The organism is Microbispora sp. CSR-4 (assembly GCF_008033685.1).
Taxonomy (GTDB): domain Bacteria; phylum Actinomycetota; class Actinomycetes; order Streptosporangiales; family Streptosporangiaceae; genus Microbispora.
In genome coordinates this window covers 40,921-56,307 of sequence record NZ_VJVX01000004.1, presented here as the reverse complement: position 1 = coordinate 56,307, position 15,387 = coordinate 40,921, and the positions used below count along the sequence as shown (strand labels likewise).

The 15,387-nt window shown below is 70.4% G+C and carries 13 protein-coding genes; 6 read left to right on the top strand and 7 right to left on the bottom strand.

All coding sequences use genetic code 11. The features are described 5' to 3' along the window. Positions 1 to 45 precede the first annotated feature (45 nt). Positions 46 to 693: a DUF1707 domain-containing protein gene (locus FLV34_RS06100; protein WP_260617424.1), complete on the top strand. Its 648-nt coding sequence runs from the start codon at positions 46 to 48 to the stop codon at positions 691 to 693. 4 nt (positions 694 to 697) lie between these two features. Here FLV34_RS06100 and glpX read toward each other — a convergent pair whose 3' ends face one another. Then, positions 698 to 1,726: a class II fructose-bisphosphatase gene (gene glpX, locus FLV34_RS06095; protein WP_142650338.1), complete on the bottom strand. Its 1,029-nt coding sequence runs from the start codon at positions 1,724 to 1,726 to the stop codon at positions 698 to 700. 146 nt (positions 1,727 to 1,872) lie between these two features. Between glpX and FLV34_RS06090 the strand changes: the two genes are divergently transcribed. Both FLV34_RS06090 and FLV34_RS06085 read left to right on the top strand, forming a co-directional pair. Continuing rightward, positions 1,873 to 2,466 (top strand): TetR/AcrR family transcriptional regulator, encoded by a 594-nt coding sequence (locus tag FLV34_RS06090; RefSeq protein ID WP_142650339.1) that lies wholly within the window; start codon positions 1,873 to 1,875, stop codon positions 2,464 to 2,466. Positions 2,467 to 2,512: 46 nt separating this feature from the next. Continuing rightward, on the top strand, positions 2,513 to 3,061 hold the full coding sequence (locus FLV34_RS06085) for a DUF4245 domain-containing protein (protein ID WP_142650340.1): 549 nt from the start codon (positions 2,513 to 2,515) through the stop codon (positions 3,059 to 3,061). A gap of 122 nt (positions 3,062 to 3,183) precedes the next feature. On the opposite strand, the gene FLV34_RS06080 is transcribed toward FLV34_RS06085, so the two are convergent. Next, positions 3,184 to 3,477 carry an exodeoxyribonuclease VII small subunit gene (locus FLV34_RS06080; RefSeq protein WP_142650341.1) on the bottom strand — a complete coding sequence of 98 codons (294 nt, stop codon included), beginning with the start codon at positions 3,475 to 3,477 and terminating at the stop codon, positions 3,184 to 3,186. A 134-nt stretch (positions 3,478 to 3,611) separates the two neighbouring features. On the opposite strand from FLV34_RS06080, the gene asnB reads away from it, so the two are divergent. Next, positions 3,612 to 5,453, top strand: a complete 1,842-nt coding sequence (asnB, locus tag FLV34_RS06075) for an asparagine synthase (glutamine-hydrolyzing) (protein WP_147942574.1) — start codon at positions 3,612 to 3,614, stop codon at positions 5,451 to 5,453. 114 nt (positions 5,454 to 5,567) lie between these two features. On the opposite strand, the gene xseA is transcribed toward asnB, so the two are convergent. Together xseA and FLV34_RS06065 are read right to left on the bottom strand one after the other, a co-directional pair. Beyond that, positions 5,568 to 6,773, bottom strand: a complete 1,206-nt coding sequence (xseA, locus tag FLV34_RS06070; protein ID WP_147942573.1) for an exodeoxyribonuclease VII large subunit — start codon at positions 6,771 to 6,773, stop codon at positions 5,568 to 5,570. A 313-nt stretch (positions 6,774 to 7,086) separates the two neighbouring features. Then, positions 7,087 to 8,421 carry a hypothetical protein gene (locus FLV34_RS06065; protein WP_147942572.1) on the bottom strand — a complete coding sequence of 445 codons (1,335 nt, stop codon included), beginning with the start codon at positions 8,419 to 8,421 and terminating at the stop codon, positions 7,087 to 7,089. A gap of 152 nt (positions 8,422 to 8,573) precedes the next feature. Here FLV34_RS06065 and FLV34_RS06060 point away from each other — a divergent pair, with 152 nt between their 5' ends. Further along, positions 8,574 to 9,539 carry a 4-hydroxy-3-methylbut-2-enyl diphosphate reductase gene (locus FLV34_RS06060; protein ID WP_142650345.1) on the top strand — a complete coding sequence of 322 codons (966 nt, stop codon included), beginning with the start codon at positions 8,574 to 8,576 and terminating at the stop codon, positions 9,537 to 9,539. 24 nt (positions 9,540 to 9,563) lie between these two features. Here the strand turns inward: FLV34_RS06060 and FLV34_RS06055 are convergent, their stop codons facing one another. Continuing rightward, positions 9,564 to 10,064 (bottom strand): DUF6542 domain-containing protein, encoded by a 501-nt coding sequence (locus tag FLV34_RS06055; RefSeq protein ID WP_142650346.1) that lies wholly within the window; start codon positions 10,062 to 10,064, stop codon positions 9,564 to 9,566. Between the two features lie 10 nt (positions 10,065 to 10,074). Continuing rightward, on the bottom strand, positions 10,075 to 11,397 hold the full coding sequence (locus FLV34_RS06050) for a DNA recombination protein RmuC (RefSeq protein WP_205830786.1): 1,323 nt from the start codon (positions 11,395 to 11,397) through the stop codon (positions 10,075 to 10,077). Positions 11,398 to 11,497: 100 nt separating this feature from the next. Between FLV34_RS06050 and ychF the strand changes: the two genes are divergently transcribed. After that, positions 11,498 to 12,586 (top strand): redox-regulated ATPase YchF, encoded by a 1,089-nt coding sequence (gene ychF / locus FLV34_RS06045; protein ID WP_142650347.1) that lies wholly within the window; start codon positions 11,498 to 11,500, stop codon positions 12,584 to 12,586. 124 nt (positions 12,587 to 12,710) lie between these two features. Here the strand turns inward: ychF and FLV34_RS06040 are convergent, their stop codons facing one another. Then, the gene (locus tag FLV34_RS06040) at positions 12,711 to 15,080 is read right to left on the bottom strand and encodes an RICIN domain-containing protein (protein WP_142650348.1); all 2,370 of its coding nucleotides are present in this window, start codon (positions 15,078 to 15,080) and stop codon (positions 12,711 to 12,713) included. Positions 15,081 to 15,387 lie beyond the last annotated feature (307 nt).

The following is a 15,387-nucleotide window of genomic DNA, read 5'->3' as shown; positions in this document are numbered from 1 at the left end:
CGCCGCATGGTGACCGTCGTACGCGGACCGCTTACTCTCGAAGATGTGAGCAGCAGCGAGTCCTCAGCCGTGAAGTGGATCTCCGCGTTCCTCGCGCAGCGCACTCCGGACACGCCCGACCCCTCCCTGCTGCGGGCCTCGGACGCCGACCGGGAGCGGATCGTAGAGGTGCTCACGGACGCCGTCACCGACGGGCGGCTCACGCCGCTGGAGCACGAGGAACGCATCGAGCGTGTCTGGGCCGCCAGGACCCTCGGCGAGCTGGCCGAGCTGACCGTCGACCTGCTGCCGCCCGAGAGCCAGCCGTTCCGGATGGACAGCCGCCCGGTCACCGCCTTCTTCCGTACGGAGACCCGCGGCGGCCGGTGGGTCGTGCCCTCCCAGGTGCCGGTGACGTCCCTCGGCGGCACGGTCACGATGGACCTGTGCGAGGCGCTGCTCCAGTCGCGGCACGTGGTGGTGCAGCTCGCCGTCATGGCCGGCACCGTCAACCTGACGGTGCCCGAGGGCGTGCGGATCGTGACCGCCCCGGACGCCCGCGTCCGGTCGTTCAGGAACGAGGTGCGGCTCCCGCCGGGCGCGACCGACTTCGCGCCGGACGCGCCCGTGATCGAGCTCGCGGGGTTCGTCTTCGGCGGCAGGGTCGTCGCCCGCTCGCCGAAGCGCCCCCGCCGCCGCCTGTTCGGCAGTTGAGGTCCTATACGGCGGTGTCGAAGTTGATGGCGCTGTAGGCGCCGAGCTTCCAGAGCTGGTGCTCGCTTTCGATCTTGCGGATCGTGCCCGACCGTCCCCGCATGACGAGGGAGTGCGTCACCGCCGCGCCGCCCTGGAACCGCACGCCGTGCATCAGCTCGCCGTCCGTGATGCCGGTCGCGGCGAAGAACACGTCGTCGGAGCGTACGAGGTCGTCGGTGGTGAGCACCTGATCGAGGTCGAGCCCGGCGTCGAGGGCCTTGAGGCGCTCCTCCTCGTCGCGGGGCCACAGCTTGCCCTGGATGACGCCGCCCATGCACTTGAGCGCGCAGGCCGCGACGATGCCCTCGGGCGTGCCGCCGATGCCGAGCATCAGGTCGACGCCGGTGCCGTTGCGCGCCGCCATGATCGCGCCGGCGACGTCGCCGTCGGTGATGAAGCGGATCCGGGCACCGGTCTCCCTGATCTCCTTGACGATCCGCTCGTGCCGGGGCCGGTCGAGGACCACCACGGTGACGTCGGACGGCTTGGCGCCCTTGGCCCGGGCCACGGCCCGGATGTTGTCGGCCACCGGGGCGTTGATGTCCACGTGCTCGGCCGCCTGCGGGCCCGTGACGAGCTTCTCCATGTAGAAGACCGCCGACGGGTCGTACATCGAGCCGCGCTCGCTGACCGCGATCACGGAGATCGCGTTGTTCATGCCGAGCGCGCACAGCCGGGTGCCGTCGATCGGGTCCACGGCGACGTCGCACTCGGGGCCGGTCCCGTCGCCGACCTCCTCGCCGTTGAACAGCATCGGGGCGTTGTCCTTCTCGCCCTCCCCGATCACGACGACGCCCTTCATCGAGACCGTGTTGATCAGCTGGCGCATGGCGTTCACCGCGGCGCCGTCCGCTCCGTTCTTGTCGCCGCGTCCCACCCAGCGCGCGGCGGCCATGGCAGCGGCCTCGGTCACCCTGACCAGTTCCAGGGCCAGGTTGCGGTCGGGTGCGCGTTCCCCCGTCGCGAGAGCGGCCGGTACGTGATCAGCCATTTGTCCCCTTTTAGGTAGGTGCCGTTCCAGCGATCGTAGTTCGCGAACCGGTTCTTGTCCGATTGGTCTGAACCTGTTGGGCCAGGTAGGAGGCCATTTGCGGGCGCGGCCCCCCGGAACGCACGGGCCGGGGATATCGTCGCCGCATGAGCGGCGACACCGAACGACCAGTGACGATGCGCACGTCGGAGCGCGGCGCGGCGACCCGGGTAGCTCTCCTGGACGCCGCGAAGGAGACGTTCATCACGAGCGGCTTCGCCGAGGCGGGCGTCACCGACGTCGTGGCCAGGGCAGGCGCCAGCGTCGGCAGCCTCTATCACCACTTCTCCGGCAAGGCCGACCTCTACCTGACGCTGTTCGAGGAGTTCCAGAAGCGGCAGACCCAGCGCACCCGGCAGGCCGTGCAGGAGGCGCGGGCGGCCGGGGAGACCGACCCCATGCCCCAGTTCCTCGCCGCCGCCCGGGCCTACCTGGAGGGCTGCCTCGAAGAGCGCGATCTCGCCGCGCTCTTCCTCCGCGGCGACGCCCCGCCCGGGTTCGAGGTGATCATGCGCGACCGCCTCCGGCAGTGGGCCAGGCGCACCGCCGCGCTGTTCGAGCACGAGGACGCCCTGGTCGTCGTCGTCACCGGCGCCCTGGCGGCCGTCGTGCAGGAGGTCACCCTGTCCGAAGACCCGCAACACGCCCGGAGGATCGCCGAGGACGCTCTTCGCATCATCGGCGAAATTCGGCACCCCTGACGGCCGGTACGGCCACCGCCCACCCCACCGACTAGTCTCGCCTTACGTGGGACGATTCACCCAGGGCATCTACGGCTACGCGTTCGCGCTCCTCGTCTGCCTCGCCGCGGTCGGAGCGTTCCTGCTCGTCACGCCGCAGAGCCGCACCGAGCACATCCCCCGGGTGGACTTCTCGATCGACCGGGTCAACGCGGCGCGCGCGGCGTCGTACGAGGTCGTCGCCCCGAGCCAGGTGCTGCCCGACTGGGTGCCCAACAGCACGTCGCTGACCGACAAGAACGGCGTCGTGACGTGGCGGCTGGGGTTCGCGACCGCCAAGCGGCAGCACGCCATGCTCGCCCAGAGCGACGAGAGGCCGTCCGCGGACTTCGTGAACCGCATGGCCAACACCGACAAGCCCGGCGGGAGCCGGCAGATCGACGGCGCGACCTGGGAGGAGCGGTTCCGCCAGGACAAGAACCAGCGGTCGCTGGTGCGGGTCTTCCCCGATCACGCCGTGGTCGTCACCGGGACGGCCGATTGGGACGAGCTGACCGCCCTCGCCCGGACCCTCGCCCCGCAGCCCAAGCCCTCTCCCGTGCCGTCGTCGGGCTGAGCCCGGGTCTCTTCTGCCGTCACGCCGGGGGAGTGCAGCCGTGCACGATGACCTCGGCGTGCCCGACGGCCGTCTCCGCCGGCCACTCGGCGGCTCGCCGCCCTCTGGGAGGTCTGGGACGGTCAGAAGGGGGCCTCCTCGGGGCCGTTCGGCTGGGGCTCCTGGCGCTGGGCCATCGCGGCGGCCAGTTTGGCGCGGGCGCCCTGCAGCCACTCCTCGCAGATCGCCGCCAGCCGCTCTCCCCGCTCCCACAGCTCGATCGACTGCTCCAGCGTGAGCCCCCCGGTCTCCAGGCGGCGCACCACCTCGGTCAGCTCCTCGCGGGCCTGCTCGTACGACGGGGTCGCATTGTCAGACGCGGTCGCCTTGCCCGACGCGGTCCGCTTGTCCGGCGGGGTCTGCTTGTCCTCAGCCACGTCCCCACCTTAGAGGCCGGCACCGACACTCCGCGGCCTCTTAGATCTGTCCGTTTTGGGCATAAAACGTAGACATTGTCTGTTAGTTAGAAGGACTAACCACTTTCGAGGGCGATGATCGGGGGGTCATCCTCATGTGTGGAATCAGCGGCTGGGTGGACTTCGGACGCGACCTTCGTCGCGAGCGGGAGACCGTGCAGGCCATGACGGACACGATGGCGTGCCGGGGGCCCGACGCCGAAGGGATGTGGCTCGCTCCGCATGCCGCGTTCGGCCACCGGCGGCTGGCCATCATCGACATCGAGGGCGGGCGCCAGCCCATGATCGCCGACGCCGGCGGCGAGGTCGTGGCCGCGCTCACCTACAGCGGCGAGGCCTACAACTTCAGGGAGCTGCGGGCCGAGCTCATCCAGCGTGGGCACCGCTTCCGCACCCAGAGCGACACCGAGGTCGTCCTGGAGGCGTACCTCGAATGGGGCGAGGACTTCGCCTCCCGGCTCAACGGCATGTACGCCTTCGCCATCTGGGACCTCCGCAGCGAGGAACTGCTGCTCGTGCGCGACCGCATGGGGATCAAGCCCCTGTACTACTACCCGATGCCTCACGGGGTGCTGTTCGGCTCCGAGCCCAAGGCCATCCTGGCCAACCCGCTCGCCGAACGAGTGGTCGACGCCGACGGCCTGCGCGAGATCCTGTCCTTCGTCAAGACGCCCGAGTGCGCCGTCTTCCGGGGGATGTACGAGGTGCGGCCCGGCCAGGTGGTGAAGGTGCGCCGCGAGGGCCTGAGCAAGCGCCGCTACTGGCGGCTGGAGGGGCGTGAGCACACCGACGACCTGCAGACGACCATCAGGACTGTGCGGGAGCTGCTCGAAGACATCATCGAGCGGCAGCTCATCTCCGACGTGCCGCTGTGCACGCTGCTGTCCGGCGGGCTCGACTCGAGCGCGGTCACCGCGCTCGCGGCCCGCGCGCTGGCCGGGAAGGGCGCGGTGCGGTCGTTCTCCGTCGACTTCGCCGGCTACAGCGAGAACTTCCAGGCCGACGACATGCGCGACACCCCGGACACTCCGTACGTCCACGACGTCGTGCGGCACGTCGGCTCCGATCACACCGACATCGTGCTCGACTCGGCCGACCTCATGGACCCCGCCGTACGCGCGGCCGTCCTGCGGGCACGGGACCTCCCGCTGGGCATCGGCGACATGGACACCTCGCTCTACCTGCTCTTCAAGGCGATCAGGAAGCACTCGACGGTGGCGCTGTCGGGGGAGTCCGCCGACGAGGTGTTCGGCGGCTACCGGTGGTTCCACGATCCCGAGGCGGTCGACTCCGGCACCTTCCCGTGGCTCGCCATGCAGGGCCCGACGGGGCTGGCCACCCTGGGCGAGTTCCTGAACGAGGACCTGCTCGGCAAGCTCGACCTCCCGGCCTACCGCGCCGACAGCTACCAGCGGGCGCTGGCCGAGGTGCCCCGGGTGCCGGGGGAGACCGGGCTGCAGAAGCGGATGCGCGAGGTCAGCTATCTGCACCTGACCCGGTTCGTGCAGATCCTGCTCGACCGCAAGGACCGCATGAGCATGGCCGTCGGCCTGGAGGTCCGGGTGCCGTTCTGCGACCACCGCCTGGTCGAGTACGTCTTCAACGCCCCCTGGTCCATGAAGACCTTCGACGGGCATGAGAAGAGCCTCCTGCGCGCCGCGACGGCCGACCTGCTGCCCCGCTCGGTGGTCGAGCGCCGCAAGGTGCCCTACCCCTCCACGCAGGACCCGGCGTACGAGCGCGCGCTGCGTGCCGAGGTGGCCCGCGTGCTCGACGGCGACCCGCCGATCAAGGGCCTGGTGGACGCGGCGAAGGTGCGCAGGATCCTCGACCAGCCCGTGGGCGCGGTCAGCCTGCAGGGCGCCCGGACCTCGCTGGAGGGCATCCTGCAGATCAACGCCTGGCTCGAGGCATACAACGTGCGTCTCATGATCTGACGAGACCTGGCCTGATGGCCCGACCTGACGCGATCCGGCCCGACCCGGCCTGATCTGGCCCGACCTGGCGCGATCCGGCCCGAGCGCCCGGGGCTCCGGCTGCGCGTCCCCGGATCACGCGTCCTGGGCGGTCACCGTCACCCGGTCGTCCGAGAAGCGGATCGTGAGCTCGTCGCCGGGCTTCACGTCCGAGGCCAGGCGGACGACCTCTCCGGAAGGACGCTGCGCGATGGCATAACCCCGTTCCAGAGTGGCGGCGGGGGACAGAGCCACCAGCCTGGCCCTGAGATGTTCCAGCGAGTCGGCCGAGCGGTCCAGGGACGAGGAAAGGCAGCGCCGTGACCGCTCGCGCAGCGCGTCGACCTGCTCGGCACGCCGGTCGAGCTCGCGGACGGGATCGGCGAGCGACGGCCGCGACCGCACGGACTCGAGCCAGGAGATCTCGCGCTCGACCCAGCCCCGCAGCACCCGGCGGCCCCGGTCTCTGAGCTGGTGGACGAGCGTGAGCTGCTCGCCCACGTCGGGCACGACCTTCTTGGCCGCGTCCGTCGGGGTCGAGGCGCGCACGTCGGCGACCAGATCGAGCAGCGGGCTGTCCTGCTCGTGTCCGATCGCGCTCACCACCGGCGTACGGCAGGCCGCGACGGCCCGCACCAGCGACTCGTCGGAGAACGGCAGCAGGTCTTCCAGGGAGCCGCCGCCTCTGGCGATGATGATCACATCGACCTCGTGGTCGGCGTCGAGCCTGCGCAGCGCCTCGGTCACCTCGCCCACGGCGTACGACCCCTGGACGGCGACCTGCTCGACCTTGAACCGGACGGCGGGCCAGCGGCGGCGGGCGTTCTCCAGCACGTCACGCTCGGCGGCCGAGTCGCGCCCGCAGATGAGCCCGACGGTGCCCGGCAGGAACGGCAGCCGCCTCTTCCTGTCGACGTTGAACAGGCCCTCGCCCGCCAGCACCTGGCGGAGCCGTTCGAGCCGGGCCAGCAGCTCGCCGATGCCGACCGGGCGGATCTCCAGGGCCGTGAACGCGAACGAGCCCTTGTTGACCCAGAAGTCCGGCTTGACGTGCATCACGACGCGTGCGCCGTCGACGGGACGCGGCACGCTGGCCTCGTACACGCCCCGGGCGCAGGTGATCCGCGCCGAGACGTTGGCCACGGGATCGCGCAGCGTCATGAAGACGGTGCCGCCCCGGGCGGTCAGCTCGGTGATCTGCCCTTCGACCCAGACGGTGCCCAGCTTGCCGATCCACTGGGCGACCATCTGCAGCACCGACCTGATCGGCAGCGGCGCCTCAGGAGACGTCTTCGCGCTCAAGTGCCCTCCTCGCCTGGACCGGCTCGCACCTGCAGGCTAGCCGCACCCGCCGACATTTCCCGGGCGACCGGCGGATGGCGCCGTACGGCGTGGACCGTCCGGGCGTGGGCCGAGGGGGCGTGGGCCGGTCGGGCAGGCACTTGAGCGCGCTCGCCATAAGGCCATGCACATAGAGCCGCGCATGAGCCCGCCCGGGTGTGGGGCCGGGCGGGTGTAGACCGGGCGGGTACTGGAGGGCGCTCGCCATAAGGCCGTGCGCATAGAGCCGCGCATGAGCCCGCCCGGGTGTGGGCCGGGCGGGCGCGGTCCGGGATCAGGACTCGGACTGGAGCTTGGCCAGCCGGTTCTGGAACATCCGGACCACCTCGGGGCGGTTCAGGTGCGCCTGCTCGTAGTCCAGCAGCGCCTGCACCTGCTCGGCCGACCTGCCGCGCATCCGGGCCCGCAGCGACGCCACGGAGAGGTTCGCGTAGCCCGGCAGCGGCTCCGCCGTCTCGGCGGTCGTCTCGACGGTCGTCTTCACTGCCGCCGGCTGCTCCACGGGCTGCGCGGGCTGCTCGGTGGACTGCGCGGGCTGCGCAGCCGGCTCGGCCGCTGCGGCGGCGGGCTTCTTGCGCGTCCTGGTGGCCTTCGGCGCGGCGGCCGCGCTCTTGGCGCTCTTGGTGCCGCTCTCGGCGCTGCTCTCGGCGGCCTCTGTGGCTCCGGTGGCTTCGGGGGTTTCGGCGGCGGTGGCCTTGCGGCGGGTGCGCGGCTTCTTCGGGGCGGCAGCGGCGGCGGGCGCGGCCTCCTCCTGGGTTCCCGCCGTCGCCGAGGTCGCGGTGGCCTCAGTGGTTTCGGCGGTTGCGGGGGTTTCCGCCGTTTCGGCGGCGGCCTTGCGACGAGTGCGCGGCTTCTTCGGCGCGGCGGGCGCGGCCGGGGCGGCCTCGGCCTCCGGCTCGGTCGCGACGGGCTCTGCAGGCTTGACGGCCTCCCCGGCCTCCCCGGCCTCAACAGCCTGGGTGGTCTCGGCGGCAGGTGCCCCGGTAGCGGCGGGTGCCTCGACGGGGGCGCTCTCCGCGACCGGCGCCTGGGCAGGGGTGGTCGTGGCGGCCTGCGTCTCGGCGGGCGCCGCCTCGGTCGCAGCGGACGCCGCAGCGGGAGACTCGGCAGGGGCGGCGTCCGTGGCAGGGGTCCCGGCAGGTGCCTCGACGGGGGCGGTCTCCGCGACCGGCGTCTCGGCAGGAGCCCCGGCAGGTGCCTCGGCAGGGGCGGTCTCCGCGGCAGGAGCCCCGGCAGGAGCCTCAGTGGGGGCGCTCCCTGCGGCAGATGCCTGGGCGGGGGCCGTCTCCGTGGCCGGTGTGGCCGGTGCCTCGGCCGTCACCGCGTCGGTCTTGTCGGCCTCGGCCTTCTCGGCCTCCGCAACCTTTTCGGTCTTCTCGGCCTTCTCGGTCTTGCTCGGGCGGGGCGCGAAGATGACGGGCTCCCGGCGCGCGGGCCGTTCCCCGGCGGCCTGCTCGGTGCCCTCCTCGGTCCTTACTGCTCCGTTTCGCGCTGCCTCGGCGCGTGCCCCCTCGGGCGTCTCTGCGGTCTCGCGGCGCTCGCCGTCCTGCGCCTCGCCACCGGCGAAGCGCTCCTTGAGAGTGGACTTGATCTTGTCGCCGGCCAGCAACGCCTGTCCGACCCCATTCAGAGCGGTCTGAAGAACGGTCGTTATTGCTCTAAGGACGGACATTTCGGCTCCCGGGGAGATGCGTATCTGGTACACCCAGTCTTGCAAGACCAGGGTCAAGAGGTGGCTCGCGTTCCACATAGCATAGGAACATGGACGTGCAGACCTCAGCGACCCGCCGTGTCCTGGTCGCCAAGCCCCGCGGTTACTGCGCGGGCGTCGACCGAGCGGTGCAAGCGGTCGAGCGGGCGCTGGAGCAGTATGGCGCGCCCATCTACGTACGCAAGCAGATCGTGCACAACACCCACGTCGTGAAGACGCTGGAGAAGCGCGGCGCCGTCTTCGTGGAGGAGACCGAGGAGGTCCCCGAGGGGGCCATCGTCGTCTTCTCCGCCCACGGCGTCGCGCCCGCCGTGCACGAGGAGGCCGCGAGCCGCCGGCTGCGGACCATCGACGCGACGTGCCCTCTGGTGACCAAGGTGCACAACGAGGCCAAGAGGTTCGCGGCCAAGGACTACGACATCCTGCTCATCGGGCACGAGGGGCACGAGGAGGTCGAGGGCACCGCCGGCGAGGCGCCCGAGCACGTCCAGCTCGTCGACGGGCTCGACGGCGTCGAGAGCGTGTCCGTACGCGACCCGGAGAAGGTGGTCTGGCTCTCCCAGACGACCCTCTCGGTGGACGAGACCACCGAGACTGTCGCGCGGCTGCGGACACGGTTCCCCAACCTCATCGACCCGCCGAGCGACGACATCTGCTACGCCACCTCCAACAGGCAGACCGCGGTCAAGCAGATCGCCGCCGAGTCGGACCTGGTCATCGTCGTCGGCTCGGCCAACTCCTCCAACTCCAAGCGGCTGGTCGAGGTCGCCAAGGACTACGGCGCCGCCGCGTCCTACCTGGTCGACGACGCCTCGTTCGTACGGGACGAGTGGCTGGAGGGCGTGCGTACGGTGGGCCTGACCAGCGGCGCCTCCGTCCCGGAGGACCTTGTGCAGGGCGTGCTCGCCAAGCTGGCCGACCACGGCTTCACCGACGTCGAGGAGGTCGAGTCGGTGCAGGAGAGCATGCGGTTCGCCCTGCCCCACGAGCTGCGCAGGGATCTTCGCGCGGTCTAGCAGCGGTTCAGCAACGATCCGCGTTCACTCGTCGGCGGCCCTGCCGTACACCCGGGGCTCGAAGTAACCCTCAGGCTCCGGGTCGAACGTGTGGGCCCGGCCACGGCGTGAACGGAAGCGGGACGCCGACGTCGGTTCGGGCGCCGGCGCGCCGCGCAACTCCCGCACATTGTCGGGCAGGCCGCGCACCCACGCGATGCCCAGCGCCAGCGCGGACCCGAGGAACAGCCACGGCGCGCCGGACGACAGCGCGGTGAACATCCCGAGCCCGAACGTCGGAAGCGTCGACGCGGAGCCGAGCGCCCGCACGAGCTCCACCAGCAGCGCCGCGGCGAAGAAGACCAGCGGAGGCGTCACCACCAGCGGCAGCAGATCGCGGGGACGCACCAACAGGACCGCCGCCAGGCACCCGGCCACGAACGCGGGTCCGGGCAGGAACGGCATGCCCACCAAAGTGATCACGAAGAGCATGACGATCGCCCCCCGAGCGGTCAGCCGCAGCCCCGCTCGACCGGTGCCTGTCATCGGGCCCCCCTTACGACAAGTCTCGCGTCAATTTACCGTTCTGACGATGCGGGGGAGGGGGGCTTACCCGCTCTTCACCTTCGAGTTCGGGGATGGCGACCGGCCGGGGGACCTCCTCGACCGCCGACGGGGCGTCGAGCGCGTAGTCCACGAGACCGAGGTCGTTCATCCTCCGCGCGCTGACCAGCACGCGGCTCTCCAGCGAGCCGACCGTCTGGTTGTACGCGGTGACCGCTCGCGTGAGCGCCTTGCCGAGGTTGTCCACGTGCCGTCCGAGGCCGCCGAGCCGCTCGTACAGTTCCTTGCCCAAATCGAAGACGGCCTTGGCGTTCTCGCTGACCGCCGTCTGCTGCCAGGCGTACTGCGCGGTGCGGAGCATCGTGACGAGCGTCGTGGGCGTGGCGATGTGGACGCGCCGGCGCATCGCATACTCAAGCAACCCCGGGTCGCGCTCCAGAGCCGGCGCGAGGAACGCCTCGCCGGGGATGAACAGGACCACGAACTCCGGCGACGGGTTGAACGCCTGCCAGTAGGACTTGGCCGCTAACCGGTCGACGTGCTCGCGTACGTGCCGCGCGTGGGCGTCCAGCCGGGCCGAGGCGAACGCGGGATCGGCGGCCTCGGCCGCCTCCAGGTAGGCGGCGAGCGAGACCTTCGCGTCCACGACGATGTTCTTGCCGCCGCTGAGCCGTACGACCATGTCGGGCCGGACCACGCCGTCACGGGTGACGGCGCTCACCTGCTCGTCGAAGTCGCAGAAGCGGGCCATCCCGGCGATCTCCGCGACCCGGCGCAGTTGGAGCTCTCCCCACCGCCCCCGGGCCTCCGGCCGCTGGAGCGCCCGCACCAGCGCGTCCGTCTGGGCCTTGAGCCGATCGGAGCTCTCCCGTACGAACTCCATCTGCTTGCTCAGCTCGGCGCGGGCGGCGCGGGCGCCCGACTCGCTCTCCCTGAGCTGGCTCTCCACCTTGGCGAGCGTCTCCCGCAGCGGCGCGACCAGGTTCTCGACCGCCTGCCTGCGCTGGTCGAGATCCCCGGCCGCCTCGGCCCTGGTGGTGTTGAGCCGGTTCTCGGCGAGTTCGAGGAAACGCAGGTTGGCCACGTCGAGGGCGTGCGCGGAGAGGGCCTGGAACCGCTCGGTGAGCTGGTTCTCCATGTAGGACACCTTGTCCTCGGCCGCCCGCGTCCGGGCCTCGGCCTCGGCCACCCTTGCGGCCGCCTGGGCGGTCCGGCCCGCGGCCCGCATCCCGGCCAGGGCCGCGCCGACCACCACCCCGATCACCAGTCCCAGTGCGAGCGCCACGACATCCACGGTCTGGATGATTTCAGGCATTGGCGTCCCAAACAGGGAGGCGCGCCTGCGGGCGGGCCGAGCCGGACCACGAGGCCGTCGATGTCAGGCGCACCCCCCGAGACCCCTAAACTCGTGGTACGTGAGCCTGAGCATCGGCATCGTCGGCCTGCCCAACGTCGGCAAGTCCACGCTTTTCAACGCCCTGACCAAGAGCGGGAACGCCCTCGCGGCCAACTACCCGTTCGCCACGATCGAGCCGAACGTGGGCATCGTCGGCGTGCCGGACTCCCGTCTGGACAAGCTGGCGGAGATCTACGGCTCCGCGCGCATCCTCCCGGCCAAGGTCGAGTTCGTCGACATCGCGGGCCTGGTGAAGGGCGCGTCGGAGGGCCAGGGCAGGGGCAACCAGTTCCTCGCCAACATCCGCGAGACCGACGCGATCTGCCAGGTCATCCGCGTCTTCTCCGACCCCGACGTCACCCACGTGGACGGCGAGGTGGCGCCGGAGCGCGACATCGAGACGATCAACACCGAGCTGATCCTCGCCGACCTGCAGACGATCGAGAAGGCGCTGCCCCGCCTGCAGAAGGAGGCGCGCAACAACAAGGACCGCAAGGTCCTGCTGGAGGCCGCCGAGGCCGCGGCGAAGCTGCTCGACACCGGCACGACCCTGTACGCCGGGGGCAAGGCGGCCGGGATCGACCTCGCCGACCTGCGCGAGCTCCACCTCCTCACGGCCAAGCCGTTCCTGTACGTGTTCAACCTCGACGCCGACGAGCTGACCGACACCGACCTGCGGGCCAAGCTCTCGGCGCTCGTGGCCCCGGCGGAGGCCGTGTTCCTCGACGCCAAGATCGAGTCCGAGCTGGTGGAACTGCCCGACGACGAGGCGCTGGAGCTGTTGCAGTCCGTCGGCCAGGAGGAGTCGGGCCTCGCCCAGCTCGCCCGGGTGGGCTTCGAGACGCTCGGCCTGCAGACGTACCTGACGGCCGGGCCCAAGGAGGCCAGGGCCTGGACGATCCGCAAGGGCGCGACCGCCCCCGAGGCCGCCGGGGTCATCCACACCGACTTCCAGCGCGGTTTCATCAAGGCCGAGGTCATCTCGTTCGAGGACCTGGTGGAGGCCGGCTCGATGACCGCCGCCAGGGCCGCGGGCAAGGCCCGCATCGAGGGCAAGGACTACGTGATGCGCGACGGCGACGTGGTGGAGTTCCGCTTCAACGTCTGAACCGGCTCTGCCCGCCGTGCTCGCCGCGAGTGGCCGGCCGGGTCCGCGTCGCAGGGTTGCGATGCGGGGGTTCGCGATGCGGGGGTTTGCGATGCGAACCCGGCCGGCCGGTGTCACCGTCGGCTCAGCTGCGGGACCACTTCTGGTTCCCGCCGCCGTTGCACGTCCAGATCACCAGCTGCGTGCCGTTGGCGGTGCCGCCGCCGTAGGCGTCCAGGCACTTGTTCGAGCCGACTCCGACGATCGTGCCGTCGGGGTTGAGCGTCCACTGCTGGTTGGTGCCGCCGTTGCAGTCGTAGATGTCGACCCGGGTCCCGTCCGCCGTGCCCTGTCCGTAGGCGTCCAGGCACTTGGTGCCGTAGACCATCAGCTGCTTGGACGGCGTGAGGGTCCAGGTCTGGTTGGCGCCGCTGTTGCAGTCCCAGAGCGCGACCTGGGTGCCGTTGGCCTGCGACTGGTTGGGGACGTCGACACAGCGGCCGGAGGCCTGGCCCCTGATGGGACCGACGCCGCTGTTGCCGTTTCCGCCGCTGGTCTCGGTGACGGAGAGGTTGTCGAACATGTCGGTCTGGTATCCGACCACTCCGAGCCCGACCTGTCCGGTGAAGTAGGAGTTGTCCGTCACCGAGCCGAGCGCGGTGCCGTCGAGGGTGGCGCTGATCTGGTTGCCCGTGAAGCTGAGCGAGATCGTGTGCCAGGTGTTGGTCCCGAGCGAGCCCCGGGAGCCCGAGGTGAGGGTGCTCACCGTGCCGGACGTGGTGCTCTTGGCGATCGACCAGGCGCCGGAGTTGTTCAGCCGCAACTGGTAGGCCGCCTGGTGGCTCTGCGGGCGTGACTGCGTGTTCGCCCGCCCGAGCAGCGTGATGGTGCCGGCCTGCTGGAAGTTGACGTCCACGCTGACCTTGTAGTTGCTCCAGGACGGGTCTCCGACCAGGCCGAAGGCGTCACTGTCGTCCTGCCATTCGATCGGACGCATGGGGGTCACCTGCTGCAGGCACTGACCGGCCCGGCCGCCTGCGCAGGGCCGGACCTCGAAGGATCCCTGCATGTCGGAGAAGTACTTGGCCTCGGTGCGGGAGGCGTAGGCGTCGAAGTCGTCGGAATACGGCAGAGCCAGCGGCGCGCTCGCCGGTCCGGTCGCCGTGCCCTTGCCCTGGCCGGTGGTCGTGGTTACCGAGTAGATCCGGTTCGGCTGCATGGTGAGCGAGTAGGAGCCGTTGCTGGGGGTGATGTCCGGCTGCCTGACGAACCAGTCGGCCGGGTTGTTCGACCCCAGGTCGGTGGACCACACGTGCACGGTCCCGGTGCTCAGCCCGCCTGTCACGTTGACGTTCACGGTCTGCGTGGTCGTCGACGTGCTGGTCTCGTAGATGGTCGAGTAGTCGGTGTTGTTCGTGGACTTCAGGGAGATGTAGCTGCCGTTGCTCCGGTTCCCGCCGAGGTATCCGCTCGCGGAGCCGGTGAGGAAGCGCCAGCCCGGCTGGGTGAACTGGGCGACCTGGGCGTTCGCCCACAGACTGCGGCCCACCCGATAGGCGCCCGACCACGGCGAGTTGGCGACCGCCAGGGCGGTGGTGTTGAAGGGCAGGTTCGGGTAGAGCGCGGCCACCAGCGGCCAGTTGACGAAGCCCGTCATCTGGCCGTCGAGATATCCGCGGGTGATGCTGCGGATGTAGGGGGCCGAGCCGCTGATGTAGTCCTGCGACCCGAACTCGCTGTTCCAGATCGGCTTGCCGGTGGCCACGGCGTTCGCGCTGGACGGACACGAGGTGGCGTCGCTCAGGTAGCCGCACAGGTAGTGCGCCCCGACCACGCCGACCGCGTTCTTGAACGCGGAGTCGCTCAGCATGTCGTCCGCGGTGGACAGGCCGAAGCTGTCGTCGCCGACGATCTGCACGTTGCCGTAGCCGTTGGAGTCGAGGGCCGACCGGAGGTTCTTGTACCAGGTCTTGTTGTGCCCGCGCTCGTTCCATCCGCCGATGTAGCTGATCGTCAGGCCGTGCTGCTTGGCGCAGTTGAGCCAGGAGATGTCGTAGTCGATCATGTCTTGGGACCAGAAGTTCCCGCCGCCGATCCAGCCGGGCGCGGTCCACGGCAGCGCGATCAGCTTGATGTTCGGGTTGCGCGCCACCGCCTGCTCGCCCAGCCAGAACTCGTAGCCGACGTTGCAGTTGATGTCACCGCGGGTGTGCTCGATGCTGGGTTCGGAGCCGTCGGTGGAGTTGGCGTCACCGCCGATCTCCAGTTTCAGCAACTGCACCGCCGCGCCGTACCCGGGCTTGAACAGGTAGTCCAGGATCTGGGAGCGCTGCGTCTCCGGGTAGTCGATGAGCAGCCGGGAGTTGCCGCCGCCGCCGCTGATCGCCCCCACCCCGTCGAACGTGCGACCCGTCGAGCCGCCGTTCAGCGTGATGGTCGTCGTGGCCGCCTGGGCCGCCGGCGCGGTCACCACCACCGCGCCGGCGCCGGTCACGGCCGCTGTGACCGCCGCCATGATGATGCGGATCCATTTCCTGTCGCCGACTGGTCGACGTTTGCGCATGCCGGACCTCCGGGGTGTCCGTGTGGGGGATGGGTGACGGGCGGTCCACCGACCCTGCCGGATCGCTTTCTGTTGGAAGCCGTTTGAAATTGTCAGAGCGGTTGGGGCATGTCAAGGCGTGGTCAGGCGGGAAAGATGGCGTGTGAACCTGGCTGAACAGGCATGCAGCGGAAACGCGGCTGACGGCCGTCGCCCGTGATGAACGTTTCAGGCGTCCGCGTACGTTCGGTCGCGCTCGGTTATGGCAGAGAATGTTGGA